General features: G+C 70.6%; 25 protein-coding genes. 9 read left to right on the plus strand and 16 right to left on the minus strand.

The annotated features are described in order from the left end of the window. Window positions 1–106 precede the first annotated feature (106 nt). The 4 genes from IU476_RS03855 to IU476_RS03870 all read right to left on the minus strand — a co-directional run bounded on the left by IU476_RS03855 (window position 107) and on the right by IU476_RS03870 (window position 2985). Entirely contained in the window at window positions 107–586 is a 480-nt protein-coding gene (locus IU476_RS03855; RefSeq protein WP_324193845.1) for a hypothetical protein, read from the minus strand. An 84-nt stretch (window positions 587–670) separates the two neighbouring features. Next, the gene (locus IU476_RS03860; protein ID WP_324193846.1) at window positions 671–1459 is read right to left on the minus strand and encodes an SGNH/GDSL hydrolase family protein; all 789 of its coding nucleotides are present in this window, start codon (window positions 1457–1459) and stop codon (window positions 671–673) included. Between the two features lie 103 nt (window positions 1460–1562). Beyond that, complete coding sequence (locus IU476_RS03865; protein ID WP_195096520.1) at window positions 1563–2072, minus strand: GtrA family protein; 510 nt, start codon at window positions 2070–2072, stop codon at window positions 1563–1565. Between the two features lie 64 nt (window positions 2073–2136). Further along, window positions 2137–2985 (minus strand): SDR family NAD(P)-dependent oxidoreductase, encoded by an 849-nt coding sequence (locus tag IU476_RS03870; protein ID WP_195096522.1) that lies wholly within the window; start codon window positions 2983–2985, stop codon window positions 2137–2139. 110 nt (window positions 2986–3095) lie between these two features. Here IU476_RS03870 and IU476_RS03875 point away from each other — a divergent pair, with 110 nt between their 5' ends. From IU476_RS03875 to IU476_RS03895, 5 genes are all read left to right on the plus strand, one after another. Continuing rightward, window positions 3096–3959 (plus strand): NmrA family NAD(P)-binding protein, encoded by an 864-nt coding sequence (locus IU476_RS03875; protein WP_195096524.1) that lies wholly within the window; start codon window positions 3096–3098, stop codon window positions 3957–3959. A gap of 62 nt (window positions 3960–4021) precedes the next feature. Next, window positions 4022–4807 carry a helix-turn-helix domain-containing protein gene (locus IU476_RS03880; RefSeq protein ID WP_195096525.1) on the plus strand — a complete coding sequence of 262 codons (786 nt, stop codon included), beginning with the start codon at window positions 4022–4024 and terminating at the stop codon, window positions 4805–4807. A gap of 14 nt (window positions 4808–4821) precedes the next feature. Next, window positions 4822–5685, plus strand: coding sequence for a fructosamine kinase family protein (locus tag IU476_RS03885; RefSeq protein WP_195096526.1), 864 nt, complete (start codon window positions 4822–4824; stop codon window positions 5683–5685). A gap of 181 nt (window positions 5686–5866) precedes the next feature. Further along, window positions 5867–6253 (plus strand): SMU1112c/YaeR family gloxylase I-like metalloprotein, encoded by a 387-nt coding sequence (gene gloA2 / locus IU476_RS03890; RefSeq protein ID WP_195096527.1) that lies wholly within the window; start codon window positions 5867–5869, stop codon window positions 6251–6253. A gap of 147 nt (window positions 6254–6400) precedes the next feature. After that, window positions 6401–6892 carry a peptidylprolyl isomerase gene (locus IU476_RS03895; protein WP_195096528.1) on the plus strand — a complete coding sequence of 164 codons (492 nt, stop codon included), beginning with the start codon at window positions 6401–6403 and terminating at the stop codon, window positions 6890–6892. Between the two features lie 64 nt (window positions 6893–6956). Here the strand turns inward: IU476_RS03895 and IU476_RS03900 are convergent, their stop codons facing one another. Then, window positions 6957–7451 carry a phosphoribosyltransferase gene (locus tag IU476_RS03900; RefSeq protein WP_324193847.1) on the minus strand — a complete coding sequence of 165 codons (495 nt, stop codon included), beginning with the start codon at window positions 7449–7451 and terminating at the stop codon, window positions 6957–6959. Between the two features lie 80 nt (window positions 7452–7531). Beyond that, entirely contained in the window at window positions 7532–8248 is a 717-nt protein-coding gene (locus IU476_RS03905) for an SDR family oxidoreductase (protein WP_195096530.1), read from the minus strand. A 101-nt stretch (window positions 8249–8349) separates the two neighbouring features. Here IU476_RS03905 and IU476_RS03910 point away from each other — a divergent pair, with 101 nt between their 5' ends. Further along, a complete protein-coding gene (locus IU476_RS03910) occupies window positions 8350–9219 on the plus strand; it encodes an MmyB family transcriptional regulator (RefSeq protein ID WP_195096532.1) in 870 nt (289 codons plus the stop codon). Here the strand turns inward: IU476_RS03910 and IU476_RS36970 are convergent. Together IU476_RS36970 and IU476_RS03920 are read right to left on the minus strand one after the other, a co-directional pair. Further along, entirely contained in the window at window positions 9157–9810 is a 654-nt protein-coding gene (locus tag IU476_RS36970) for a metal-dependent hydrolase (RefSeq protein ID WP_369123132.1), read from the minus strand. The genes IU476_RS03910 and IU476_RS36970 overlap by 63 nt on opposite strands. Before the next feature lie 98 nt (window positions 9811–9908). Then, window positions 9909–12161 (minus strand): serine/threonine-protein kinase, encoded by a 2253-nt coding sequence (locus tag IU476_RS03920; protein WP_195096536.1) that lies wholly within the window; start codon window positions 12159–12161, stop codon window positions 9909–9911. Between the two features lie 373 nt (window positions 12162–12534). On the opposite strand from IU476_RS03920, the gene IU476_RS03925 reads away from it, so the two are divergent. Then, window positions 12535–13407, plus strand: coding sequence for a P1 family peptidase (locus tag IU476_RS03925; RefSeq protein ID WP_324193848.1), 873 nt, complete (start codon window positions 12535–12537; stop codon window positions 13405–13407). A 4-nt stretch (window positions 13408–13411) separates the two neighbouring features. Here IU476_RS03925 and IU476_RS03930 read toward each other — a convergent pair whose 3' ends face one another. Further along, window positions 13412–14818: an FAD-binding oxidoreductase gene (locus IU476_RS03930; RefSeq protein ID WP_195096540.1), complete on the minus strand. Its 1407-nt coding sequence runs from the start codon at window positions 14816–14818 to the stop codon at window positions 13412–13414. A gap of 174 nt (window positions 14819–14992) precedes the next feature. Next, window positions 14993–17224, minus strand: coding sequence for a catalase/peroxidase HPI (katG, locus tag IU476_RS03935; RefSeq protein WP_195096542.1), 2232 nt, complete (start codon window positions 17222–17224; stop codon window positions 14993–14995). A gap of 641 nt (window positions 17225–17865) precedes the next feature. On the opposite strand from katG, the gene IU476_RS03940 reads away from it, so the two are divergent. Further along, window positions 17866–18387, plus strand: coding sequence for a L,D-transpeptidase (locus tag IU476_RS03940; RefSeq protein ID WP_195096544.1), 522 nt, complete (start codon window positions 17866–17868; stop codon window positions 18385–18387). A gap of 19 nt (window positions 18388–18406) precedes the next feature. Here the strand turns inward: IU476_RS03940 and IU476_RS03945 are convergent, their stop codons facing one another. From IU476_RS03945 to IU476_RS03965, 6 genes are all read right to left on the minus strand, one after another. Further along, on the minus strand, window positions 18407–20083 hold the full coding sequence (locus tag IU476_RS03945; protein ID WP_195096546.1) for a serine/threonine-protein kinase: 1677 nt from the start codon (window positions 20081–20083) through the stop codon (window positions 18407–18409). Window positions 20084–20263: 180 nt separating this feature from the next. Continuing rightward, a complete protein-coding gene (locus IU476_RS35865; protein WP_324193849.1) occupies window positions 20264–21178 on the minus strand; it encodes a TAXI family TRAP transporter solute-binding subunit in 915 nt (304 codons plus the stop codon). Then, entirely contained in the window at window positions 21175–22590 is a 1416-nt protein-coding gene (locus IU476_RS35870) for a sensor histidine kinase (protein WP_228822987.1), read from the minus strand. The genes IU476_RS35865 and IU476_RS35870 overlap by 4 nt, the downstream gene beginning before the upstream one ends. Before the next feature lie 4 nt (window positions 22591–22594). After that, window positions 22595–23254: a response regulator transcription factor gene (locus tag IU476_RS03955; protein ID WP_195096548.1), complete on the minus strand. Its 660-nt coding sequence runs from the start codon at window positions 23252–23254 to the stop codon at window positions 22595–22597. Between the two features lie 29 nt (window positions 23255–23283). Further along, a complete protein-coding gene (locus tag IU476_RS03960) occupies window positions 23284–24648 on the minus strand; it encodes an MFS transporter (RefSeq protein WP_195096550.1) in 1365 nt (454 codons plus the stop codon). A gap of 100 nt (window positions 24649–24748) precedes the next feature. Beyond that, window positions 24749–26017 (minus strand): MFS transporter, encoded by a 1269-nt coding sequence (locus IU476_RS03965; RefSeq protein WP_195097449.1) that lies wholly within the window; start codon window positions 26015–26017, stop codon window positions 24749–24751. 334 nt (window positions 26018–26351) lie between these two features. On the opposite strand from IU476_RS03965, the gene IU476_RS03970 reads away from it, so the two are divergent. Beyond that, window positions 26352–26984, plus strand: coding sequence for a Pr6Pr family membrane protein (locus IU476_RS03970; protein WP_324193850.1), 633 nt, complete (start codon window positions 26352–26354; stop codon window positions 26982–26984). Window positions 26985–26993 lie beyond the last annotated feature (9 nt).

Raw genomic sequence — 26993 nt, forward strand, 5'->3', positions numbered from 1 at the left:
GACGCCAAAACCCTTCGCGTCCAAGGCTTTACGAGAGCGACAGCGCAGGCCCACACCCACCGTGGACAGTGTCTAAAGGCAGCGACGTCTATAGGCAGCGACGCGCCTAACCGAACACCCGGACACCGGGCCGAATGAACACACCTGCCACCACCCCCGGCGGCCCCCGCCGCCCCACCCCCGAACTCCACAACAACCGCCGCGCCCCCACCACCCGCCACACCCGCGACAACACCCGCCGCAACGCCACCTCGGCACCGCGCACCGCCACCGCACCCACCGGAACCGCCACCAGGTGCGCGACCAGCATCCCCGGCGAGAACACCGCCGGATGACAATGCCCCGGCGCCACCGACAACGCCCCGTGCCCCACCGCCAGCAACACCAGCAACCGCGGCAACCCGCCACCCGCCGCCGCCACCAGCACACCGATCAGCGTGCACGCCGCCACCAGCAGCGCCACCGCCGCCGAACCCGGCGTCACCATCCCGCCACCGAGCGCGTGCGCCGCGATACTCACCACCCCCGCGGCCGCACCCACGGACGCACCACGCAAACGCGCCGCAGGATCCGTCGTCGACCGCACCCGCTCATCCTAAGGTCACCCCCCGGCCACCGCCCACGACCCCGCCCGCACCCGCGAAACCCGCACGCCCCCGGACCGACCCGCTCAGTCCGACACCGGCAGCAACAGCGGCCGCTTCGCCGTCACCCGCGTCCCCGACGACACCCCACGCAACCGCCGCCCGATCCACGGCGCCATATGCAACGCCACCCACCGCAACTCCGCCGCCACCAACTCCGGAAACTCCCGCCGGCACGGCGGCAACGGCTGCCGCCACCCGCCGTCGGCCCCCGGCACACCCAACGCCTCGGCCACCGCCCGCGCCACCAGATCGTGCCCCAGCGGATTGAGATGCAACCGATCCTCCGCCCACACCCGCCGATCCGTCGTCGCCGCCACCGGCTCGAAATCCACCAGCACCACCCCCGGCCGCCGCGCCAGCTCCCGCATCCGGGCATTCATCTCCCGCACCCGCGCCGACAACGGCCGCACGATCGGCGCCACCCCGCCGATATCGGGAAACGTGAACGTCACCACCCGCGCCCCCGCCGCCGTCAGCGCCGCCAGCATCGCATCGATATCGGCCAGCACCGCGTCGCGATCGAACCGCGGCCGGATCAGATCGTTCATCCCCGCCACCACCGCCGCCAGATCCGGCGCCGCCGCCAACGCCGGACCCAATTGCTCCGCCCGGATCTCACCCGCCCGCCGCCCCCGCACCGCGAAATTCGCATACGCCAACTGCGGACACGACCCCGCCAGCAACGCCGCCAGCCGATCCGCCCACCCCCGATGCCCGCCCCGCCCGTCCGGATCACCGATACCCTCGGTCTGACTGTCACCCAGCGCGACGAAACGCCTGACCGGCTGCGCCACTGCGATTTCCGACGTCACCTTCACCTCCCGCGGAGCCCTGCGGCAGCACAGCGTACGACCACGCGGAAAACACCACGGGTACACCGGCCCGCCACCGGATGACGGCTACCCGACAGCGGGCTCAGAGCAACTCGAGCTCGGCCGCGCGCAACTCCTCCGGGAACACGTACCGCCGCAACGCCCAGAACCGGAACGCCATCGCCAGCAGCACACCCAGAATCTGACCCGTCACGAAATTCGCCACCGCCTGCGTCGCCGCACTCACCTGCGGCACCCGGATGTCGAACACATACAGCGAGATCGCCTGCGGAACCAACGTCACCACGATCGCCAGCGCACTCACCGCGAAGAACAACGCCGCCTCGTGATGCCGCTGCCGCCCGCCCCGCGCACTGAACGACCACTCCCGATTCAGAATGTAGGACACGATCGTGGCGATCAGCACCCCGAACGCCCGCGCCGTCAACGGCTTGTCCTGCAGCACCGTCAATTTCAGCGCGTACACCGTCCCGGTATCGACGAACCACGTGACGGCGCCGACCACCGCGAACTTCATCAGCTCCTGATGACGGACCAGCAGGGCGCGATAATTCTCCGGCAGCCGATCGAGGACGGGTTGCACCAGCGACACGGCACCACCATAACCGCGCCCGCCGCCACGCGCCGACCCACGCACCCGCGAACCCCTCGAGCCGTCACGGCCGCGACGGCGCGGGCAACCCAACCAACCCCGCGCACACCGCCGTCAACCGCGCACCCAGCTCGTCGTCCTGCGCCACCCGCGACGGCGCCTTCACCCGCCCCTTCTGGAAATAGCAGCCCGTCACCGCCTCCAGATCCGGATCGGTGGCCAACGCCGTGAGCCGCCGCCCGCCCTCCTCGGCCGACACCATGAACACCCGCCGCGCCACCTCCATGAACGGTTTGGCGAACCACGGCGCGACATCCCAGATCCCCGTCGACACCGCACCCGGATGAAACGCGTTGACCGTCACCCGCGTTCCCGCCAACCGCCGCGACAACTCCCGCACATACAGCACATTCGCCAACTTCGACCGGCTGTACGCCTTCTGCCCCGAATACCCGCGCGCGTAACCGAGATCGTCCAGATCCAGGCTCGCCCCGTAATGCATCACCGACGAGGTGAACACCACCCGCGCCGGCGCACTGTGCACCAGCCGCTCCAGCAGCAACTCCGTCAGCAGGAACCCGCCCAGATGATTGGTCGCGAACGTCGACTCGACACCCTCGGCCGTCGTGCCGCGCCGGAAGAAGAACCCGCCCGCGTTGTTGGCCAGCACATCCAGCCGCGGGCACGACTCCAGCACCGCGCCCGCCAGCCGCCGCACCGAATCCTGCGACGACACATCGCATTCCAGCGTGTCCACCGCACCGGCCCCCGCCGCGCGCACCTGCTCGGCCGTCACCGCCAGCTTGTCCGGATTGCGCCCCACGAGCACCAGCCGATCGCCCCCCGCGGCGAGCTGCCGAGCGGCCGCCAACCCGATGCCTGACGTCGCCCCCGTAATCAGGATCGTCTTCATGCCCGTCAACCATGCCAGAACCACCCGCCCCCTGTCCCGCCCTCGCGAACCACCCCCTACGAGCCCCGAAACCGCCTCCGCGGCACTCCGCGTCCCGGTACGGTGACCGCATGGAGCCGGTACTCGTGACAGGCGCCGCCGGGGGACCGCAGGGCTCCACGGGCCGCCACCTCACCGCACAGCTACTGGGTCGCGGCATCCCCGTCCGCGCCCTCGTGCACACCGACGACGACCGCGCCGCACCCCTGCGCGCCCTCGGCGCCGAAGTCGTCGTCGGCGACCTGCGCGACATCGCCATCACCCGCACCGCCCTCGACGGCGTCCGCCACGCCTACTTCACCTACCCGGTCCTCGACGGATTGGTCGACGCCGCAGGCGCTTTCGCCGTCGCCGCCCGCGACGCCGGCGTCCGCCGCGTCGTTGCCGTCTCGCAACTGGCCGCCGGACCCCAGGCCCTCACCCCGCGCATGCGCCAGCACTGGGTCGCCGAACAGATCCTCGACTGGGCCGACATCGGCGCCGTCCACCTGCGCGCCGCCGTCTTCCACGAGAACCTCGCCCTGATCGCCGACACCGGCGACGGCACCCGCCTGGCCCTGCCGATGGGCCCGCCCACCACCGTGCTGCCGCTCATCGCGGCCGCCGACGTCGCCCGCGTCGCCGCCGGCCTGCTCGCCGACACCGACCGCCCCGCCGACCCCGTCGTCCTGCTCACCGGCGACGTCCTGCCCATCGGCGAGGCCGCCCGCCTGCTCGGCCGCACCTACACCGACGTGCCGCCCGACCGGTGGCACCGCTGGGCGCTCGAGTTCTACGGCTCCACGCACGCCGCCGACCACCTGTCCAAACTGTGGGAGATCTTCCGCCTGCTCGGCGAGGGCACCGGCCTGTACCAGGTCACCCCCGACATCGAGAAGTACGGCGGCCACCCGCCGACCACCCTCGCGCACTTCGCCGCCCACCGCTCCCGCTGACACCCGGGCCATTACCTCGCGCGTAATCGGCACGCCGCACGCGCCTCCGTACGATCGAGCCCGTGCAAACCCAGACCGCAGGCGACCTGCTCCGGCACTGGCGGGTCACCCGCCGCCTCAGCCAGCTCGAACTGGCCGGCCGCGCCGAAACCTCCGCCCGCCACCTCAGTTTCATCGAGACCGGGCGCGCCACCCCCAGCCGCCAGATGGTCCTGCACCTGTCGGAGGAACTGGAAATCCCGCTGCGCGAACGCAATCGGGTGCTGCTCGCCGCCGGCTACGCCCCGGTCTACGCCGAACCCGGATTGGACACGCCGCAGATGGAGCCCGTCCGCACCGCCATGCGCCAGATCCTGGTCGGCCACGAACCGCATCCCGCGCTGGCGGTCGACATGCACTGGAACATGGTCGACGCCAACGCCAGCGCCGGCCTGTTCCTCCAGGACATCCCCGCCGCGCTGCTGACCCCGCCGGTCAACGCGCTGCGCCTGAGCCTGCACCCCGACGGCCTGGCCGCGCGGATCACCAACCTCGCCGAATGGCGCGGGCACCTGTTCGAACGCGTGCAGCGCCAGATCGAGATCACCGGCTCGCCGCACCTGGCCGCGCTGCTCGACGAGGTGCGCGGGTACCCCGGCGGCGAGCACCCGCCCGGCCTGCCCGAACCCGAACAGGCCGTGGTGCCGCTGCGCCTGCGCCACGACGGCACGGACCTGGCCTTCCTCAGCGCCATGACCGTCTTCGGCACCCCCATGAACGTCACGGTCGCCGAGCTGGCCATCGAATCGTTCTTCCCCGCCGACCCCGCCACCGCGGCCTACCTGCGCGACCTGTCCTCCGCCGGATAGGGACAATCGACGCCATGAGCGATGCGGCGACACGCGTACATGAGCTGCTCGGCGTTCCGGTGTCCACGCTCTCGGACCTCGGCCACCGCCACGCGTGGACCCTGCACCGCGCCCGCCTCGCCGACGGCCGCGAGGTCTTCGTGAAAGCCGTGGCCACCGACGGCAATTCGGACATCGGCGGCGCGGTGCGCGCGGAAGCGGCCGGACTGCGCTGGCTGGGGGAGTGCGCGGCGGCCCCGGTGCCACCGGTGCTGGGGGAGGACGACCGCACTCTGATCCTGCCGTGGCTCGAGACGACGACACCCTCGGCGCAGGCGGCAGAGGAGTTCGGCCGCGCCTTGGCGGCCATGCACGCGTCCGGTCCCGACACCTTCGGCGCACCGTGGAACGGCTTCATCGCCACTGTGCCGCAAGACAATACGCCGACAGCGGGGGAGTGGGGGAGGTGGTACGCCGAACGCCGCCTGGCACCGCTGCTGCCCGCCGCCGCACCGGTCCTGGGCCCTGACGGCGTCCGCCTGCTCGACCGCGTCATCGCCGAAATCGACTCGCTGGCAGGCGATCCCGAACCGCCGAGCCACATCCACGGCGACCTGTGGTCGGGCAATCTGCTCTGGACCGCGCACGGCGTGCGCCTCATCGACCCCGCCGCGCACGGCGGCCACCGCGAGACCGACCTCGCCATGCTGGCCCTGTTCGGCGCCCCGCACCTCGACCGGATCCTGGCCGCCTACCAGGCGGCCGCGCCACTGAAACCCGGTTGGCGACAGCGGATTCCACTGCATCAGCTGTACCCGCTGCTCGTGCACGTGGTGCTGTTCGGCGACTCGTACCGGGGGATGACGCTCGACGCGGCGGAGGCGACGCTGCGCGGGTAACCGCTGCAACGCCGCCATCGGTCCCCAAGGAGAGCCATAAAAAATACCTAAATGGACATATGCGCATCTAAACATGTGAATCCGCCTTTTAGAAACGTCACGACCCGGCCGACTCACCCAAAAGCAGCACAGAACAGGGGAGGGGCCGCCCGCCGGGGTGCGGTGGTCTAGCGTCGGCCCCATGGACCTACTGCGGATCCACCACGCGGCGATCATCGCGTCGGACTACGAGCGGTCGAAGGCGTTCTACACCGAGGTCCTGGGCCTGCGGGTGGTCGCCGAGCACTATCGGGCCGAACGTCGTTCGCACAAGCTGGATCTCGCGCTGCCGGACGGCGGCCAGGTGGAGTTGTTCTCCTTTCCCGACCCGCCGGCGCGGCCGTCGCGGCCGGAGGCGCGCGGGCTGCGGCACCTGGCCTTCGCGGTGGCCGACGTGGCCGCGGCGCTGGCGGAGCTGCGGGGTAGGGGAGTGCGCACCGAGGACGTGCGGGGCGACGAGTACACGGGGAGGCGCTTCGCCTTCTTCTTCGATCCCGACGACCTGCCGCTGGAGCTCTACGAAGCGTGAGACCGTAAAAAGATACCGACATATAGACGTGCGTATTGACGCATGTATCTCCATTTACAGCTCGTCGGAACACGTCTCGCCATTTCGACACACCTCACGGTGGATACCCATCGCCCTCGGCCCCGAGGGCTCCCATACGATGACCGGATGACCAAAGTGCTGCTGAATACCTCAGCCGGGGACATCACGCTCGAACTCGACGAGAAGAATGCGCCGAAGACGGTCGCGAACTTCGTGGACTACGTGAAGGCCGGGCACTACGAGGGCACGATTTTCCACCGGGTGATCTCGGGCTTCATGGTGCAGGGCGGCGGCTTGACCGCGGACATGCAGCAGAAGCCGGCGCCGAACCGGGTGGAGAACGAGGCGAACAACGGCCTGCGCAACGACAAGTACACGGTGGCGATGGCTCGCACGTCGGATCCGCATTCGGCGAGCGCGCAGTTCTTCATCAACACCTCGAACAACGATTTCCTGAACTACCCGGGCCAGGACGGCTGGGGCTACACGGTGTTCGGCCGGGTGGCCGACGGCACCGACGTCGTGGATTCGATCAACGGCGTGCGTACCGGTTCCCGTGGGGGACACCAGGATGTGCCGGTGGAGCCGATCACGATCACGTCGGCCCAGCTGGTCTGAGTTCGGCACGGCGGGCGGCCGGCGCACTGGGTGCGTCGGCCGCCCTCGGTGTGTCCGGGGTGGTTCAGGCGTCGAGGACGCGGGCGGCGCGGGGCGTCACGGGCGGCTGGACGGACCAGGGGAAGTTGATCCACCGGTCGGTGCGCCGCCACACGTATTCGCAGTCGACCTCGGAGCGGGGTTTCTGGTAGACGACCGCGCAGCGGACCTCGGCGACCTTGTCGGCGCAGAAGTCGCGGACGAGTTTGAGGGTGGCGCCGGTGTCGGCGACGTCGTCGGCCACGAGCACGCGGGCGCCCGCGAGGTCGACGGCCTGGGGGACGGGCGGCAGCATGACGGGCAGGTCGAGGCGCTGGTCGACGCCGGTGTAGAACTCGACGTTCATCACGTGCAGGTTCTTCACGTCGAGCGCGTAGCCGAGCGCGCCCGCGACGAACAGGCCGCCGCGGGCGATGGAGAGGATCAGGTCGGGTTCGAAGCCGTCGTCGGCGACCTGTTCGGCGAGTTCGCGGCTCGCCGTGCCGAACAGGTCCCAGGTGAGTTCTTCCCGATCCGCCACGCGCGTCCCCTTTCCCATGGTCGATGGGACGAACCTAGTCGACGCGGTTGCCCGGCGGGTGCCGATGCGCGGATCGCGCGCTACACGAGGCGGTGGCCGCCGTCGACGTGCAGCACGGTGCCGGTGAGGAATTCGTTGGTGAGCACGGCGTGGAAGGCGGCGGCGAGGTCGTCGGGGCGGCCGACGCGGGCGACAGGGAGGCGTGCGGCCATGGCGGCGAGCCGTTCGTCCTTGGCATCGCCGGCGAATTGCTCCCAGATGGGGGTGTCGACCCAGCCGGGGGAGACGGCGTTGACGCGGACGGGGGCGAGTTCCAGTGCGAGGGCGCGCACGAGTCCTTCGAGGGCGGCGTTGGCGGTGGCGACCGTGCTGCCGCCGACGGCGGGCCGGTAGGCGGCGATGCCGGAGGTGACGGTGAGCGATCCGGTGAGCAGCGGCGCGGCGTGCTTGGCGACCAGCCAGGGGCCGAGCACCTTGATGTCGAGGACGGTGCGGGCGGCGGCGAGCGGAAGTTCTTGCAGGGGACCGTATCCCGCGCTCATGTCGGCGGCGGTGACGACGACGTGGTCGAGGGCGGCGAAGCCCGCGAAGAGGCGCTCGACGGAGGTCTCGTCGGCGATGTCGACCTGCCGCAGGTGCAGGCGTTCACCGGGCAGGGTCGCGGCGGCGGCTTCGAGTCGTGCGGTGGAGCGTCCGGCGATGGTGACCTCGTGTCCGGCGGTGAGCAGCCGGTGGGCGAGTGCGTGGCCCATGCCGGAGCCGCCGCCGATGACGAGGGTGTGGGAGAGGTCGGTCATGTCGGCGACTGTGGTCGTCGCGGCGCCCGGCCGGGAGACCGTGGCGGGCCTGGTCCTGGCGGGGCCACCCCGGCGGCCGCGGGCCGGGGCAGACTGGTCGGGTGAGTGATCGTCGCGTGCTGGGTGATTTCCTGCGGGCTCGCCGCGGCCGCGTCCGGCCGGAGCAGGTGGGCCTGCCCGCGGGGACGGGCCGCCGCCAGACGCCGGGTTTGCGGCGCGAGGAGGTCGCGACGCTGGCGGGGTTGAGTGTCGACTACTACATCCGTTTGGAGCAGGGCCGCGACACGAATCCGAGCCTGGCGGTGCTGGACGCGCTGGCGGCCGCGCTGCGCCTGCACGACGACGAGCGCGCGCACCTCTACAACTTGGCGCGGGCGGTGGCCGATCGCCGTTCTCGCGACCGTCCGGCACCGGCGGCGGCGCGGCCGGGTTTGGTGGCGTTGCTGGAGTCGGTGCGGCCCACGCCCGCGTTCGTGCTCGACCAGGTGAGCGATCTGTTGGCCGCGAATCCGGAAGGGCTGCGGCTGCTGGACGGGATCACCGACTGGGAACCGCGGCGGCGCAACCTGATTCGCTACGTCTTCACCCACCCGTCGGCGCGGACGGTGTTCGAGGACTGGCCGGGGATGGCGCGCGATTGCGTGGCGCATCTGCGGACGGTGCAGGGCGCGGACCCGGGGTCGCCGGGCCTGGCGGCGCTGACGGCGGAATTGTGTGCCGCGAGCGCGGATTTCGACGATCTGTGGGCGCACTACGAGGTGCGGACGAAACGGGGCTCGCGGCGGGTGTTCCGGCATCGCGCGGTGGGCCGGTTCGCGCTGACCTCGGAGATCCTGACGGCCCGCGACGGTCAGCGCTTCGTGGCGTTCCAGGCCGCGCCGGGCCCGGATCGCGACGCGGTGGCCCTGTTAGGGCTGGTGGGTGACGATGTACCAGAGCACGGCGAGCGTGCCGAGCACGAACAGCGGTGAGATGATCCAGGTTTCGACCTTGTTGCCGGTGCGGTCGATGACGGGCAGGCTGAAGCGCAGTTTCAGCGGCCACAGCAGTCGGCAGCCGCGGTCGGTGAGGCAGTCGCCGAGCAGGTGGGCCAGGGCGCCGAGGCCGACGGAGAACGGCAGCCAGGAGGGTTTGTCGGAGATCCAGTGGTCCATGGCGAAGGTGCCGGCGACGGCGAGCACGGTGACCGAGAAGTAGGAGCGGAAGCCTTCGCCGGGCGGGCACAGGTTGAGTGCGCGCAGGGCGAGCGCGAGCAGGAAGAAGACCAGGCCGAGGGTGAACCAGCGGCCGATCCAGTGTTCGCCGGCCCAGGTGCCGAACGCGGCGGCGGCGACGAAGGCCAGCGAGTGGGTGGCGTGGCGGTGTCCGCCGGAGACGGCGGAGATGAGGCGGCAGGCGGTGTGCGAGATGGGGCCCAGCACATGCGAAATGGTCCCGTTGGGGTGGTCGGCGTCGGGCAGCAGGGCGGCGCCGGCGGTGAGGAAGGTGCCCATCAGCAGGTCGACGGTGCGGATCTCGCCGTTCTGGAACACGGGGTAGGTCAGGATCGAAAGTGGCAGCACCGCAGCGGCTCCCGCCCACGCCAGTGCGCCACTGGTCGCATGTGAATGTCCTAGCACCGTGGCAGGTTAGCCGATCTTGGTCCGGTGGCCGCCGGTGGTCAGGAGTGCGGTTGCGGGTCGACGATGCGGTCGAGGGCGTGCAGGTCGGATTCGAGGGCGTAGAAGGCGCGCAGGGCGATGGCGAACGCGAAAAGCCCTCCGACACACAGTCCTACGATGGTGCCGAGGACGAGCTGCTGCTGGTGCGGGGTGAGGAACATCAGCCCGGCGGGGACGCCGATCAGCGGAACCGACGCGGCGACACCGAGATACACGCGGCTGCGGCGGACGAGGCGGTGCAGCCGGGTGACGTCGTCGGCGGTGGTGTGCCCGGCGGCGACGAGGCCGGGGTAGTACCAGCGCAGCATGAAGAAGGTGACGGGGAAGTAGGTGTAGACCACGGCGACCGCGGCGGCGACGAGGTTGGAGGCGATGAGGTTGACGGTGAGTCCGGCGGGCAGGGTGCCCAGGGTGTGCAGTTTGACCAGGAAGATGCCCATGGCGGTGATCCAGCCGGCGAAGGTGACCACGGCGATGCGGTCGCCGCAGGCGAGGGTGTCGCTGCGGGCCTTGGCGAGGGTGGGCTGGTCGAATTGTCTGCCGCGGCGCAGGCCGTCGGGGACCAGCAGCACCAGCCGGCACCAGTACAGCAGGAAGGCGATGGCGAGCGGGTAGGCGATGACGATGAGCAGGTAGCCCAGGCGGGTGATCTGGGTGGCGGCGTCGGGGCCGAGTTCGTGGCGGATGAGTCCGATGTTGTGTGCCGCCAGATACATGCCGCCGAGGAGCTGGCCGAGCAGGCTGGACAGGGTGACCACGGGCATGGGCCGCATCTTGAGGCGGGCGCGCAGGCTGTGTTCGGGTGGGTCGACGAGGTCGCGGGCGGCGCGGTCCTGGCTGAGTTCGAGTTGGTGGGCGAGTTCGGCGCCGCCGGCGTAGCGGTCGGCGGGGTCGGGGGCCAGGCAGGTGAGCAGGGCGTGGCGCAGGACGGCGGGGCAGTCGGGGGGTAGTGCGTCGATGGCGGCGGGGGTGGGTGGCCGGCGGCGGCGTTCGATCATGGCGTGCAGCGAGTGTTCGGATTCGCCGTCGCCGTGGTCGTCGTCGAAGGGGATCTTGCCGGTGAGCAGTTCCCAGAGCACGACGGCGAGGGCGTAGAGGTCGCTGCGGGTGTCGAGGTCGGCGGCGGTGGTGTCGCGCTGGGGGTGGCAGGCCTCGAGTTGTTCGGGGGACATGTAGGGCAGGGAGCCGCCGAAGTAGGCGACGGGGTTGGCGCCGGGCAGGTGGCGGCTGAAGCTGATGTTGAAGTCGGCGAGTTTGGGCAGGCCGTCGGCGGTGAGCAGGACGTTGGCGGGTTTGATGTCGCGGTGCAGGACGCCGCGGTGGTTGGCGTAGTCGAGGGCGGCGGCGAGGCGGCTGCCGAGCCAGGCGACGGTTTCGGGCCAGGTGAGGCGCTGGAGTTCGGCGCGGATGGCGGAGGGTTGGGGTTCGAGGACGCCGCCGGTGGTGGCGGCGGCGTCGACGGCTTCGAGCAGCAGTCGGCCGGAGCGGCGTTCGGGTGGGGTGCGGCGCAGCAGTCGCAGCACGCCGAGCAGGGTGCCGCCGGGCACGTACTGCATGTACATGAGTTTGAGGTGCTGGTCGGTGATCTGGCGCTGGTCGAACACGCGCACGATGTGGTCGTGGTCGAGTTGGGCGAGGGTTTGGGGTTCGGTGCCGCGGTCGTGGGAGATCTTCACCGCGACCAGGCGGCTGAGGGAGCGCTGGCGGGCGAGGAAGACGCGGGCGAAGGCGCCGTGGCCGAGGGGGAGGAGCAGGTCGAAGTCGTCGATGGTGCCGCCGGGGTTGATGGTGTCGAGGGCGTCGAGGGCGGTGGGGTCGGCGAGCATGGTGGTGCGCAGGCCGTCGACGTCGAATCCTTCGGTGATGCGGGCCATTTGGGTGGGGTAGTCGGCTCGGTACTCGGTGAGGTCGAGGTCGTCGTCGCGGCGGCTGCGGGCGCTGATCTCCTCGTAGATGAGGTCGGGGGGCAGTGGGGCGGCGGCGAGTTCGGGGAAGCGGGCGCGGTAGTCGGCCAGGCGCAGGGCGTCGTCGCTGCGTTGCCAGCGTTCCTGGAGGTCGACCTTGATGAGTTCGATGAGGGCGGTGCGGCGCAGGGCGGGTTCGGTGGGCAGGTGGGCGGAGAGGTCCGGGGGTGCGCCGGTGGCTTGCCACTGTTCGGAGAACAGCGCCACCAGGCTGGTCAACGCCGTCTGCGTCGCGGTCGCGCGGTCGGCACCGGGGTGGGGTGCGGTCGCGCCGAGGTCGTCGTCCATCGTCGCTCGCTTCGAATTCGGAATGGTCCCGGGCCCGGCCCCGAGACTATTCGATCACTCGTGCCGGTAATCGGCGGTGTGCCGATACCGTTACGCGGTGCCGGAAGGTCGATGGTCATCATCGGGCGGTTGCGGGCGGTGTGCAAGCCCCTTGTTCTCGGGCACAGCGGGTCGCGGGGCCGGGCATGCGATGGCACGAGCGGGTGGGGTGGCGCCGGACCCGGGCTGGCGTCAGTGCACGATAGCGAGATATGCTCCGGCCGAGTTCGGTTCTCGCAGAGAGGGGTTTGCCAGGCCGTCCTCATCTCCGGCTGTCCGCACGGTACGGTGGCGTGCGGACGAGGTGCGTGCCGGACGGGGAAGGGAGCGCGGGGTGGGTATCGGGATTCCCGGTGTGCGAGTGGGTCATTGGACCGACCCGGTCGGCCGCACCGGCTGCACGGTCGTCGTCCTGCCCGAGGGCACCGTCGCGTCCTGCGAGGTGCGCGGCGGCGCGCCCGCCTCGCGGGAACTGGACGCGCTGCACCCGGACAAGTCGGTGGTCGCCGTCGACGCGGTGGTGCTGACCGGCGGCTCGGCGTTCGGCCTGGCCGTCGCGGACGGGGTGCTGCGCTACCTCGGGGAGCAGGGGCGCGGCGTGCCCACCCCGGCGGGCCCGGTGCCGATCGTGCCGACCCTCGCCCTGTTCGACCTGGCCGCCGGTGACGCCGCCGCCCGCCCCACCGCCGACTCCGGATACGCTGCCGCTCGAGCTGTTTCGGGTGAGCAGGTGCTGTCCGGCCGGATCGGCGCGGGCACCGGCGCCCACACCTCGCAGTGGCGCGGCCCCGAGCAGCGCCGCCCCGGCGGCCTCGCCTACGCCGAGCGGAAATACGGCGACCTGGTGGTCGGCGCCCTGTGCGCGGTGAACGCCTTCGGCGACATCGACGACGGCACCGGCGAGATCACCCTGGACTCGTTCCCGCTGTTCGACGAGATCTTCGACTTCACCACCGCCCGCACCCACACCACCATCGGCGTGGTCCTCACCAACGCCCGCCTGGACAAGACCTCCTGCCACCTCGTCGCGCAAGGCGCCCACGACGGCCTGGCCCGCGCGCTCACCCCGCCGCACACCCGTTTCGACGGCGACGGTTTCGTCGCGGCCGCCACCGGCGAGGTCCCCGCCCACGTCGACATCGTCCGCCTGCTCGCCCTGGCCACCGTCACCGACGCCATCCGCTCGGTCGCCACCGCACCCGAATAGCGGGCTAGGGCACGAGCGCCGGGTTCGGCGGGATATTCGCGTTGTGGCGGAACACGTTTCGTGGATCCCACACCGCCTTGACCGCGGCCAGCCGCTCGTACTTCGCCCCGTAGGAATGCCGGATCCGCTCCGGATCGTTCTCCACCAGGAAATTCACGTAGCCGGCGTCGTCGCGCGCGTACACCCGCAGCGTGTCCCACAGCGCCCGCACCCACGCGCGCTCGGCGTCGAACACGGCCGGATCGGGACAGGCGGCGGAGATGTTGATCGCCCAGCCGGGGGACCGCGGCCCCGAGAACGCCGTGTCCTCGTCGGCTGTCTCGCAGTAGGCGCTGTCGAGCGGGAAGAGCGGCACCAGGGTGAGCGGGGAGTTCTTGCGCGGCACCGCGGCCACGATCGCCTCGAGCACCGCTTCACTCAATTCCTCGACGTAGAGCGACTTCTCGTAGGACCGCAGCCCCCACGGGGCCGCCGCGTCGAACATCTGCTGCAACGCCAGATAGGGGATCGGCGTCACCAGCTCCCACGCCGGTTTCGGCGCACGCGCCCGCAACGGTGCCGTGGCCGCGGCCAGCCGCGCGGGATCCGCCCAGCCCACGACGCCCACCGCGCACCCCGGCCGACCCTGGAAGTGCTCCGGCACGAACGGTTCCGGCGGCGCCGACAACCCGAACATCGCGACCCCGTAGGAGGGCGGCAGATCGGGCAGCGCGTCGCGTGCGGCCGCCAGTCCGGCCGCGGCGTCCTCCGGCGTCCAGAACAACAGCGTCAGCTGCACCATCGGCGGCACCTGGTGCAGGCGGAAGCCGAATTCGGTCACGATGCCGAAATTGCCGCCGCCCCCGCGCAACGCCCAGTGCAGGTCCGGATTCTCCTCCTCGGAGGCGGTGACGATCTCCCCGGCGGCGGTCACCACCTGCGCGGACACCAGATTGTCGCAGGTCAGTCCCGCCCGGCGGGTCAGCCAGCCCAGCCCGCCGCCGAGCGTCAGCCCGCCCACTCCGGTATCGCTGATGAACCCGCCCGTCACCGCCAGCCCGTGCACCTGCGTGGCCGCGTCCAACTGCGCCCAGGTGGCGCCGCCGCCGCACCGCGCCCGCCGCGAATCCGGATCCACTACAACCGAATTGAGCATCGACAGGTCGATCATCACGGCCCCGTCGGCCACGGCGTGGCCGGCGTAGTTGTGGCCGCCGCCGCGGACGGTGAAATCCGCGCCGGCGTCGGTGAGCCGCCGCACGCAGGTCGCGACGTCGCGTGCCGAGGTCGGCCGCACCACCATCGACGGCATCCGGTGGATGTCGCCGTTCCATACGCGGCGGGCCTCGTCGAAACCGGGATCGCCCGGGACGAGGACCGTCCCGTCGATCTCGGCGCGCACGCGGCCGGGCTCGAATCCGAGAGCGGTCATGACGGATGCCTCCTCACGATCGGCCGAGCACGCGATCCACGATAGGAATCGGCTACCACTCGATGTCAGGGCCGAAAGTCCCCGGCGCACCCGCGCGTAGACGGCGCGACACCCCCGTCCCGCCGCAAGACTGCGCGCCCCGCGAGTTCGCGGGGCGCACAGTGGCGAGGGGGATCAGCGCACGTCGAACCGGTCGAGGTTCATCACCTTGTCCCACGCGGCGACGAAATCGTCGACGAACTTGCGCTTCGCGTCATCGGTCGCGTACACCTCCGCCACGGCCCGCAGCTGCGAATTCGAGCCGAAGACCAGATCCACGCGGCTGCCGGTCCACTTCGTGTCGCCGGTGCGGCGGTCCTTGCCCACATAGGTGCCGTCGTCGGCCGGGGACGGCTCCCACCGGGTGCCCATGTCGAGCAGGTTGACGAAGAAGTCGTTGGTCAGCGACCCGGGGGAGTCGGTGAACACGCCCAGCGCGGACTGCTTGTGGTTGGCACCCAGCACCCGCAGGCCGCCGACGAGCACGGTCATCTCCGGTGTGCTCAGCGTCAGCAGGTTCGCCTTGTCGACCAGCAGATACTCCGCGGGCAACCGGTGGCCCTTGCCGAGGTAGTTGCGGAACCCGTCGGCGGTCGGCTCGAGCGCGGCGAAGGATTCGATGTCGGTCTGCTCCTGGGTGGCGTCGGTGCGGCCCGGGGTGAACGGCACCGTCACCTCGAATCCCGCGTCGGCGGCGGCCTTCTCGACCGCCGCGACACCGCCGAGCACCACCAGATCGGCGAACGACACCCGCACGTTCCCGGTCTGCGCGGCGTTGAACGACTCCTGGATGCCTTCGAGGGTGCGGATGACGCGCGCGAGTTCGTCGGGTTCGTTGACCTCCCACCCGCGCTGCGGTTCGAGACGCAACCGGCCGCCGTTGGCGCCGCCGCGCTTGTCGCTGCCGCGGAACGACGACGCCGCCGCCCACGCCGTCGACACCAGTTGCGCCACTGTGAGACCCGAGTCCAGCAGCCGGGCCTTGAGGTCGGCGATGTCGGCCGCGCCGATCACCTCGTGGGTGGCCGCCGGGATCGGATCCTGCCACAGCAGGGTCTCCTCGGGCACCAGCGGTCCGAGGTAGAGCGACTTGGGGCCCATGTCGCGGTGGGTGAGCTTGTACCAGGCCTTGGCGAATTCCTCGGCCAGTTCCTCGGGGTGCTCGAGCCAGCGGCGGGTGATGCGCTCGTAGATCGGGTCGACCCGCATCGACAGGTCGGTGGTGAGCATGACCGGGGTGTGGGTCTTGCCGGGGATGTGGGCGTCGGCGACGGTGCCCGCGCCCGCGCCGCCGGCCGGGATCCACTGCCAGGCGCCCGCGGGGCTTTTGGTCTTCTCCCAGTCGTAGCCGTAGAGGGTTTCCAGGAAGCTGTTGTCCCAGCGGGTCGGGGTGGGGGTCCAGGTGCCTTCCAGGCCGCTGGTGACGGTGTCGGCGCCGACGCCGGTGCCGTTGGCGTTGCGCCAGCCCAGGCCCTGTTCCTCGAGCGGCGCGGCCTCGGGTTCGGGGCCGACCAGGTCGGGGTTGCCGTTGCCGTGGGTCTTGCCGAAGGTGTGGCCGCCCACGATCAGCGCGGCGGTCTCGGTGTCGTTCATCGCCATCCGGGCGAAGGTCTCGCGGATGTCGACGGCGGCGGCGAGGGGATCGGGATTGCCGTTGGGCCCTTCGGGATTGACGTAGATCAGGCCCATCTGGACGGCGGCGAGCGGGTTCTCCAGGTCGCGTTCGCCGGTGTAGCGTTCGTCGCCGAGCCAGGTGTGCTCGGGACCCCAGTACACGTCCTCCTCGGGTTCCCACCGGTCCACGCGGCCGCCGCCGAAGCCGAAGGTCTCGAAGCCCATCGACTCGAGGGCGACGTTGCCGGCGTAGACGATGAGGTCCGCCCAGGACAGTTTGCGGCCGTACTTCTGCTTGACCGGCCACAGCAGCCGGCGTGCCTTGTCCAGGCTGGCGTTGTCGGGCCAGCTGTTGAGCGGCGCGAACCGCTGCATGCCCGCGCCGGCGCCGCCGCGGCCGTCCTGCACGCGGTAGGTGCCCGCGGCATGCCAGGCCATCCGGATGAACAGGGGACCGTAGTGGCCGTAGTCGGCGGGCCACCAGTCCTGCGAGTCGGTCAGCACCGCCTCGATGTCGCGTTTGACCGCGGCCAGGTCCAGGGTCGCGAATTCGGCCGCGTAGTCGAAGCCTTCGCCCATCGGGTCGGCGGCGGGCGGGTTCTTCTGCAAGATCTTCAGGTTGAGCTGGTCGGGCCACCAGTCGCGATTGCTTCCGCCCTCGGTCGGGTACTTGAGCCGGCCGGTCGCCACGGGGCAGCCGCCGGCGGCGGGCTCGGTGTTGGCCTCGGCGATGGGCGGATGTTCTTGGGGCACAGCGTGTTCCTTTCGAGCTGGATCTCTGGACGCGTTCCGAAGTATGACTCATTCCAGTATGAGTAGGGAGGGGTTTGGGAAATTACGTTCTCTTCACCAAGAACCACGCAGGCCCGCTCGACATTACTTGACATAATGTTGATTATCGGCGCAACAACGGGGGTCGTGGGGCGAGGTTGATGCGCTGTGTGGCAACAGTTTTCGCTTGCTCGCCCCGGGCCGGCCTCCATCCTCGCCCGAACCGGCGATCTTGTCCTGTCGACTGCGCCGTACGCGGTTCAGGTCCTGGATGCTCTCGACCCTGATCAAGATCTTTTCGGCGATATCGCGCTTCGGCGGGAATTCTTCCGATCGCCCCTTTCGGGTTCTCGGCCCTGTTCCCCGCCGGGTTCGGCTTACCCACTATCAATTCGTCACTGTGACGTAATAAGGGTTGAATAACGTCGCCGATATCGCGTCGGCAAGCTCTGAGCTGGCGTAGGAAAAATACCGCGCGGGTCAAGATATCGGGTGGGTATCAATTGTGATCGAGGGTCGACAGTAGCGCATTAGGATTGCCCATACCGGTTTGTCCGTGATGCTCGAGAGAAGGTCCTGCCACCTGCCGGCGGCGGGTAATGGCTAGAGAGGTCGGTGACTCGATGAGCGGCAAGCGTTATCTCGGTTGGACGGCACGGTCGGCACTGTGCGTGGGTATCGGCGCGGCATCGGCCGGACTGATGCTCGCGGGCCCCGCGCAGGCCGATCCGCTGTGGCCCGGCGGCCCCGACATTCCCGGCGTCGCGCCGGTGATTCCGCCCGCGCCGGTCGTCGCGCCGTGCACCCAGCAGGGCGCCAAGGTCTGCATGCGGCTGTCCACCAACGAGGCCTGGCTGCTCGACGGCGACGGCAAGGTCGTCTTCGGCCCCACCCCCATCTCCCACGGCCGCCCCGGCTACGAGACTCCCCCCGGCGTATTCCGCGCCGCATTCAAGAAGATTTACCACTGGAGCACCATGCACAACGCCGAAATGCGTTTCGCGGTGTTCTTCAACGGCGACATCGCCACCCACATCGGCCCCATCGAAGAACAATCCCACGGCTGCATCCGCATGACCCCCGACGGCGCCGAAGCCCTCTACAACCACGTCAATCCCGGCGACATCTTCGAACTCGTGGTGTGAAAGGGATTGCGCGGCGGTGTCACCCCTTGCGCAGCGTCCCCACGATATTGCCGACGATGCCCTGCATGCGGTAATTGAGGTTGCCGTCGGGCAGCAGGCTCAGGGTCGACGACTGCCCGTCGTCCTGGCAGCCGAGCGGTGAGGTGTCGCCGCCGGTGAGGCGCGCTCGCAAGGTGATCTCGGCTGCGGAGGCGGCCGTCAGGGTCTCCGCGCGTTCGCATGTGTGGCCGGAGTTGCGGCTCGTGTTGCTGGCCGTGCCGACTTCGTCGCCGACGCTGCCCGCTTTGAGGTCTACGACGATGTTGTAGGCGACGAGCCCGTCGGTGGCCGTCCCCTTCCAGGTACCGATGTAGTCGCTCGGCAGGGCCGTGGAAGAGGTTGTGGCGGAGGTGGTTTCGGTGGTGTCCGGGGTGTAGGAGTCGGTGGCGGAGTCCGGGAACCCGGTGTCGGCGACCGGCGGGGACGGGGCGGCTTCAGTGTTGTGGTGGTAGGCGAGGTAAGCGCTGAGAGCCCCGGCGGCGAGGATGACCACGGCGGCGACGGCGAGCAGAGCCGTACGGGGACGGTGTGAGGGCGGCGTGGGCGGCGGGAGGTCGCGGCGCAGTGTGGGGTCCGCGTAGGGCGTGCCCTGGGGCGGCACCGGGCGGGGGCCGGACGAGGATCCGTAGACCTCATGGCCGTAGGGGCCGCTCTGGTGGTGCGTCGGCGGTGCGGGCGGTCCCGGCCGTCGGTGCTGTGGCCCGGACTGCTGCGGGTAGCCGCCGGGGTCGGCGGGCCGGGTCTGCGGGGCGTCGAGGGCCGGGGTGATGATTTCGAGGTCGAGCAGGGCGATGGCGCGGCGGCTGATGTCCTCGAGAATGGGGGCCGGGAGCCAGCCGCGGGTGTCGGGGGTGCCGAGCGGGGCGAGGCGGGCGGCGAGATCGGCGGGGGTGGGCCGGGATTCGGGTTCCTTCTCGAGGCAGGCCGCGATCAAGGGGCGCAGGGTGGCGGGAACGCCGTCGAGGCGGGGTTCGCCCTGGACCACCCGCCACAGCATGGAGACCGAGTCGCCGGTGCCGAACGGGCCGGTGCCGGTGGCGGCGTAGACGAGCAGGCCGCCGAGGGCGAACATGTCCCCCGCGGGCCCGACGGGGGTGGTGCCGGTGATCTGTTCGGGGCACATGTAGCCCGGCGAGCCGATGATCTTGCCGGTGGTGGTGAGGGCGGTGTCGTCGGCGGCGCGGGCGATGCCGAAGTCGATGACGCGCGGACCGTCCACGGCCAGTAGCACATTCGACGGTTTCAGGTCGCGGTGTACCAGGCCGGTGGCGTGGACGTCGGTCAGGGCGCGGGCCAGGCCGATCGCGAGGGTGATCAGGGACGGTTCGGGCAGCGGCCCGTATTCCTCGACGGCGTCGCTGAGTGCGAGTCCCGAGACGAATCCGGTGGCCAGCCACGGGCGGTGGGCGTCGACGTCGGCGTCGAGCACGGGCACGGTGTAGGGTCCGGCGACGCGGCGGGCGGCGGCGACCTCGCGGCGGAAGCGGGTGCGGAATTCGGTGTCGTCGGACAGGTCCGGGCGTACGACCTTGACCGCGACGGTGCGGCCGCCGGTGTTGCGGCCGAGGTAGACCCGGCCCATGCCGCCGGACCCGAGGACGCCGAGCAGCCGGTACTGCCCGATGGTGGTCGGATCATCGGGTCCCAGTGGGCGCATCTGTGCAGTGTCCTTCGCCGGTCTCGCGTGCCGGTGGAGTGGCCGGCGTGCCCCTGATCCCACACGAGCCCCCCGCTGTCGCGCAACTCCGGAGGTCCCGCCACTCCCCCGGCTTCCGCCAGCACATCCCCGTAAATCGTCACAGTGACATATTCGAAACGGGTTGGGCCCCGCCCGCTTTCACCCGTGATGCCGTCGATACACCGGAATCACGCCCGGGTGCAGCGGCACCCCGTCCGTCCCGATCAGCGACCGCACATCCAGGAACTGCGTACCGGCGGCCTCGGCGGGCACCAGGCGTTCCGGTCGCGCGATGAGCAGTTCGGTGAGTGCCGCGGCCGCGTCCTCGGGCAGTGCCGCGGTGCCGACCAGCAGGTTGGCGACACCGATGGTCCGCACGGCCGCCGCCCCGGGATAGGCGTCGGCGGGAACGACGACACGATCGTAGAGATAGCCGAACCGGTCACGCATGGGCTGCGCGAGATCACCCAGATCCACCAGGCGCAGTGCCCGCGGCACATCGAAGGCGGGTGTGGGCACTCCGCCGGCCCACAGCAGCGCGTCGATGACCCCGTCCCGCAGCGCGGTGACCGCGTCGCGCAGCGCGAGGTGGGTGATCTCCACGTCGCGGCCGGGGTCCAGACCGGCGGCGCGCAGCAGTCTTTCGCCGGTGAAGGTCGCCCCCGATCCGGCGGCTCCCAGACTGATCCGGGTGCCGCGCAGTGCGGCCGCGGTCCGTATCGGGCTGTCGGCGCGGACGACCAGTTGCAGGTAGTTCTCGTAGACGCGGCCCACCGCGAGCAGATGGCCGAGGCCGGGATCGGCTTCGATGGAGTCGGCCAGGGCCAGGGCGGCGTCGACTTCCCCGCGGTCGAGCATGGCGAGGTTGGCGAACGACCCGGTGGTGGTGACCGGTTCGACGCGCAGGGTGCCCGCCTCGGCGGCGGCCTGGGCGAGCAGCACGGCGAATGCGTGATAGAAGCCGCCGACCTCCCCGGCGGCCAGGCGCACGGTCGGCGGACCGTCGCCGCCGCACCCGGTGAGCCCGGCGGCGGCCAACGCCGTTGCGGCGCAGAGGAATCCGCGGCGGTTCACGAGCGGGCCGCCGGAAGCGAGATGACCACGGCGAGGCCGTGCGGTTCCACCGGCCGCACGTCGAGGCGGCCGTGGCGGGCCTTGACCAGTGCGGTGGCGATGGGCAGCCCGAGTCCGGAGCCGCCGGCGGTGGCGGTGGAGCTGCGGAAGAAGCGGGTGGTGAGGCGGTCGAGTTCGGTGGCGGGCACGCCGGCGCCGTCGTCGCTGACGGTGAGGGTGACGGTGTCGGCGGTGCGGGTGACGTGCAGGCGGGTGTGCGCGCCCGCGCCGGCGTAGCGGCACGAATTGCTCAGTGCGACATCGAGGATCTGGGCGAGGATGTCGGCGTCGACGGCGGTGTCGAGGCGGTCGGCGGTGGTGTCGGTGGTGAGGGTGAGCCCGGCGTGGTCGAAGGCGCTGTGCCAGGCGTCGGCGCGGTCGCGGGCGACCGCGACGGCGTCGCAGGCGGCGGCCGCGGCGGGTGCGGCGGGGTCGAAGTCGGGGGTGGCCTCGGCGACGGCGAGGGTGAGCAGGCCGTCGAGCAGGCCGGTGAGGCGTTCGACTTCGGCGGTGGCGCCGCGGAAGGTGGCCGCGGCGTGCGCGGGGATGGCCGGTTCCAGGGAGTCCAGGCGGATGGTCAGGGCGGCGAGCGGGTTGCGCATGGCGTGGGCGGTGTCGGCGACGAGCTGGCGCTGGGCTTCGGTGGAGTCGGCGACGGCCAACGCCATGGCGTCGAAGGATTCGGCGACCGCGCGGATCTCCGGTGGCCCGCCGTGGCGGCGGGTGATGGTGGTGTGGCCGACGGTTTCGGGGCGCGGTTTGGGCAGGGTTTCGGTGAGTTTCTCGACGGCGCCGGACAATTCGGCCAGGGGGCGCAGCACCCAGCGTGACAGGACCAGCGCCAGGACCACGAATACGACCATGGCGGCGAGACCGCCGGCGGCGACCACGCCCCAGGTGCGCAGGATGTCGGTGCGGGCGCGGGCGGTGGCGGCCTGGATGAGGACGACGCCGTTGACCTGGACGCCGGTGCCGACGGGGCGGGCGATCAGGACGGTGGCGGGGCTCCACGGCATGAGCTGGGCGACCGGTGCGGGGCGCTGGTTGCGGCGGGCGGCGGCGAGCGCGGCGACGACGGCGGGGCTGGCGGCGTCGACGCCGGCGTTGGCGAGGGTGCCGCCGCGGGCGTCGACGACGAGCACGTTCTCGCCGTAGAGCTGGTGGTAGCGGCCGGCTTCGACGGTGAGGGCGCGGTTGTCGCCGGTGCCGGCGGCGGCGTCGGCGAGGGCGGCGAACCATTCGGCGTCGCCGGTGCGGTTGAGGACCAGTTGCTGGGTGCGGCTGGTGGCGGCGGTCAGGCACAGCGGGATCGCGAAGGCGAGGACCGCGAGGGTGGCGAAGGCGGTCAGGGCCGCCAGGACGCGTCGCCGCATGCGGTCACTCGCCCCAGCGGTAGCCGTAGCCGCGGATGGTGGTGATGAGTCCGGGTCGGCCGAGTTTCTGGCGCAGTCCGGTCATGTGGACGTCGAGGCTGCGCGAGACCGCGACGAACGCGTCGCCCCAGATGCGGTCCATCAGTTGCTGGCGGCTGACCGCGGCGCCGGGGCGTTCGACGAGGGCTTCGACGAGTTCGAATTCCTTGGCGGTCAACGCGATCGGGCGGCCGGCGACCTCGACGCGGTGGGCGGCGAGGTCGACGCGGACGTCGCCGGTGGTGACGACGCGGGTGGCGGGTCCGGCGGCTGCGGCGGCGCGGCGGGTGACGTTGTCGATGCGGGCGAGCAGTTCGGCGATGCGCGGCGGTTTGACGACGTAGTCGTCGGCGCCGCCGCGCAGGCCGCGCACGATGGAGCGTTCGTCGCTGCGGGCGGTGAGGATGACGACGGGGACGGTGCTGACCTCGCGCAGGCGGCGCAGGACCTGGATGCCGTCGGCGTCGGGCAGGCCGAGGTCGAGGATGACCGCGTCGTAGCCGCGGTGGCCGATCAGCAGGTCCGCGCCGCGGCGCAGGCGCTGGGCGGTGTGGCCGCGGGCGGTGAGCGCCTCGACCAGGGCGTCGCCGACGCCGTCGTCGTCTTCCACCACTGCCAGTTGCACGTGCCTGATTCTTCCCTAGTGTCGTGTGCTCAGTGGGCGGGGGCGTGTTCCTCGGCGGCGTCGATGGGCGAGTCGGCGGAGGTCTCGCGCATGAACCAGTAGGTGACGAGGGAGATGAGGATGGTGGCCGACACGTACCAGAAGAACACCGATTCGTGCCCGATCTTCTTGAGCCACAGAGCCAGTGATTCCGCGGTGCCGCCGAAGATCGCGGCGGTCAGCGCGTAGGGCAGGCCGACGCCGAGGGCACGCACTTCGGTGGGGAACAGTTCGGCTTTGACGATGGCGTTGATGGAGGTGTAGCCGGTGATGATCAGCAGCGCGGTCATCATCAGCGCCCAGGCGGCGACGGGGTTGGTGGTGTGACCGAGCACGGTCATCAGGGGCACGGTGCCCAGCGTGCCCGCGACGCCGAAGAACACGAGGAGTTTGCGGCGGCCGATGCGGTCGGACAGGGCGCCGGCGAGAGGTTGCAGCACCACGAACACCAGCAGGGCGAGGAAGTTGATCCAGGCGACGGTGGATTTGCCGATGCCGGAGGTGTTGATCATGTATTTCTGCATGTAGGTGGTGTAGGTGTAGAACGCGATGGTGCCGCCGAGGGTCAGCCCGACCACGAGCAAGCATTCGCGGGGGTATTGCAGCAGCACGCGCAGGGAGCCGCGGCCGGTGTCGGTCTGCTCCCCCGTGTTTCGGTCTGGCGTGGCTTGTTGTGCGGCGGCGCGGAAGGCGGCCGATTCGTCCATGCTGCGGCGCAGGATCATGACGATGATCGCGCCGGCGGCGCCGATGACGAACGGGATGCGCCAGCCCCAGTTGTCCAGTTGGGCGGTGGTGAGGAATTGCTGCAGCACGATCTGCACGGCGAGGGCGACCAGTTGGCCGCCGACGAGGGTGACGTACTGGAAGCTGGAGTAGAAGCCGCGCTTGCCCTGGGAGGCGACCTCGGACAGGTAGGTGGCGCTGGTGGCGTATTCGCCGCCGACCGACAGTCCTTGCAGCAGCCGCGCGATCAGCAGCAGGGCGGGTGCGGCGATGCCGATGCTCTGGTAGCCGGGGGTGGCGGCGATGAGCAGGGAGCCGGCGGCCATGACGGTGACCGACAGGGTCAGGGCGGCGCGGCGGCCGAAGCGGTCGGCGTAGCGGCCCAGCGCCCAGCCGCCGATGGGGCGCATCAGGAACCCGACGGCGAACACCGCGGCGGTGGACAGCAGCTGGGCGGTCGAATCCCCTTTGGGGAAGAAGGTTTTCGCGAAGTAGACGCTGAACGCGGCGTAGACGTACCAGTCGTACCATTCGACGAGGTTGCCGATGGAGCCGCGCAGGACGTTGGCGACGACGCGGCGTTCACCGCCACGGCCCGGCGCACCGGGGCTCGGCTGTGTGGTGGTCACAGGGGTCTCCTTCCCGACGCGGCATCGCGTCGTTCGAAAGACCACTGTGTCGGTCCTCACAGGCCGTGCGACAGTGTCCGGGCCGTTTTCTAACAGTCGCTTAGGACGTTTCGACCTTCGGGACCTTGGGGATCTCGTCGGTGCGCGGGACCTCGGTGCCGCGCAGCGAGGCGCCGACGGTTTCGCGCAGGAAGAACCAGGCGACCAGGCCGATGAGGCAGGCGCCGACCATGTAGTAGGCGGGGAACAGGTGCCAGTCGGTTTCGTCGATGATCCATTCGTTGATCAGCGGCGCGGTGCCGCCGAACGCGGCGGTGGACACGTTGTAGGCCAGTGCGAAGCCGGCGTAGCGGACCTGGGTGGGGAAGATCGCGGGGAAGGTCGCGGAGATGGTGGACAGCTGCGGCACGTACAGCAGGCCCAGGATCACGAATCCCAGGATGGCCCAGCCCAATCCCTGCCCCATCAGCCAGTACAGCGGCACCGACAGCACCGCGAGCGCGATGAGGGAGAACAGCCACATCGGGCGGCGGCCCCACAGGTCCGACAGGCCGCCGCAGATCGGTAGCACCAGCGCCATCACCAGCTGCCCGATCAGGACCATGGCGGTGGTCTGGGAGTCGCCCAGGCCGATGGTCTTGTTCAGGTAGGTGGGCATGTAGGCCAGCAGCGTGTAGTTGACCACGTTGAGGGCGATGACCAGGCCGGCGAGGGTGAGCAGTTCGCGGCGGTATTTGGTGACCAGTTCGATCAGGCCGGTCTTGGGTTGTTCCTGCTCGGCGACCTCGGTGAAGACCGGGGATTCGTCGAGTTTGTTGCGTAGGTACCAGCCGACCAGGCCCAGCGGCACGGCCAGCAGGAACGGGATGCGCCAGCCCCACTGGTCCATCTGGGTGTCGTCGAGCAGCACCTGCATGAGCAGCACGACCGCGGAGCCGCCGATGAAGCCGGACAGGGTGCCGAATTCCAGGAAGCTGCCGAGGAAGCCGCGGCGGCGGTCGTCGACGGATTCGGCGAGATAGGTTGCGGCGCCGCCGTATTCGCCGCCGGTGGAGAAGCCCTGGATGACGCGCAGCAGGATCAGCAGGATCGGGGCGGCGACGCCGATGCTGGCGTGGCTGGGCAGCAGGCCGATCAGGCCGGTGGCGCCGGCCATCAGCAGGATGGTGGTGGCCAGGACGGCCTTGCGGCCGATCCTGTCGCCCAGCGGTCCCCACACCATGCCGCCGAGGGGGCGCAGCACGAAGGAGATCGCGAAGCCGAGCAGGGTGCCCAGGGTGCCGAGGCTGCCGGGGAAGAAGGCGTCGGTGAGGTATCCGGCGGTGGCAGCGTAGGCGCCGTAGTCGTACCACTCGGTGGCGTTTCCCATGGCCGCCGCGGCGACGGATCGGCGTTGCTGTGGTTGCGGGTCGGCGCTCGTCACGCGCGCTCCTCTCCCCTGTTTCGGTTGTTACCTACCCGGTCGAGGATGTCGACACGGGCACGGAGTCCCGGGGTACCCGATCCGGTCCGGTGGCAAACGGGGCGCTATCGATACGTGCTGGTCCGGCGGGTGACCTGACGTGCGCGAACAGTCATCGAAGTGATTGGTATCACATTGCTTTCAGGCGGGCAACTGTGCTGCGGAAGTGCGGGTTTCGTGTCGGCCGCCGCCGGGTGGGTAGGTTGTGCGGCGGTACCGACGAACGGAGGTGTGCTGGGCCGTGTGGACCCGACCGGCAATGTGGTGGCGTGCGCTGATCGTGCTCTCGGCCTGGGCGGGGCTGGCGACGGGGACGAGCTCGCTGGTGTACTTCACCGTCGACAGCAACGTGATCGCGCTCGGCTACTACCTCGGCGCGCTCTACTGGATGTGGCGGCGCGCCACCGCCGACGCGCCCGCGCCCCGGCTGCGCGGCGCGGTGGTGCTGTACACCACGATCACCGGACTGGTCGCGCATTTCGTCCTCCAGCACGGCGCCAACCCGCTGCCCGGTCTCGTCGAGGGCCCGGATCGGCTGTCGCACTGGTCGGATTTCCTGCTGCACTACCTCACCCCGGCGCTGGTGCTGCTGGACTGGCTGCTGGGTCCCCCGCGCGGCGCCGCCCGGGTGCGCGACGTGCCGCTGTGGCTGTGCTTCCCGATCGGATACGCCGCGGTCGTGCTCGTGCGCGGGGCGCTGTTCCCGGAGTTCGTGAACCGCTACCCGTACCCGTTCCTGGACGCCGCCGCGCACGGCTACGGCGGGGTGGCTCGCGACATCGTGGTGCTGACAGTCGAATTCGTGGTCCTGGCGCTCGCCGTCGTCGGCGCGGACCGCCTCGCCGGCCGGGTCGGCGACCGCCTGCGCCGCTGACCGCTCGCC

Origin of the sequence: Nocardia blacklockiae, assembly GCF_015477355.1 — a bacterium.
Classification (GTDB): Bacteria; Actinomycetota; Actinomycetes; order Mycobacteriales; family Mycobacteriaceae; genus Nocardia; species Nocardia blacklockiae.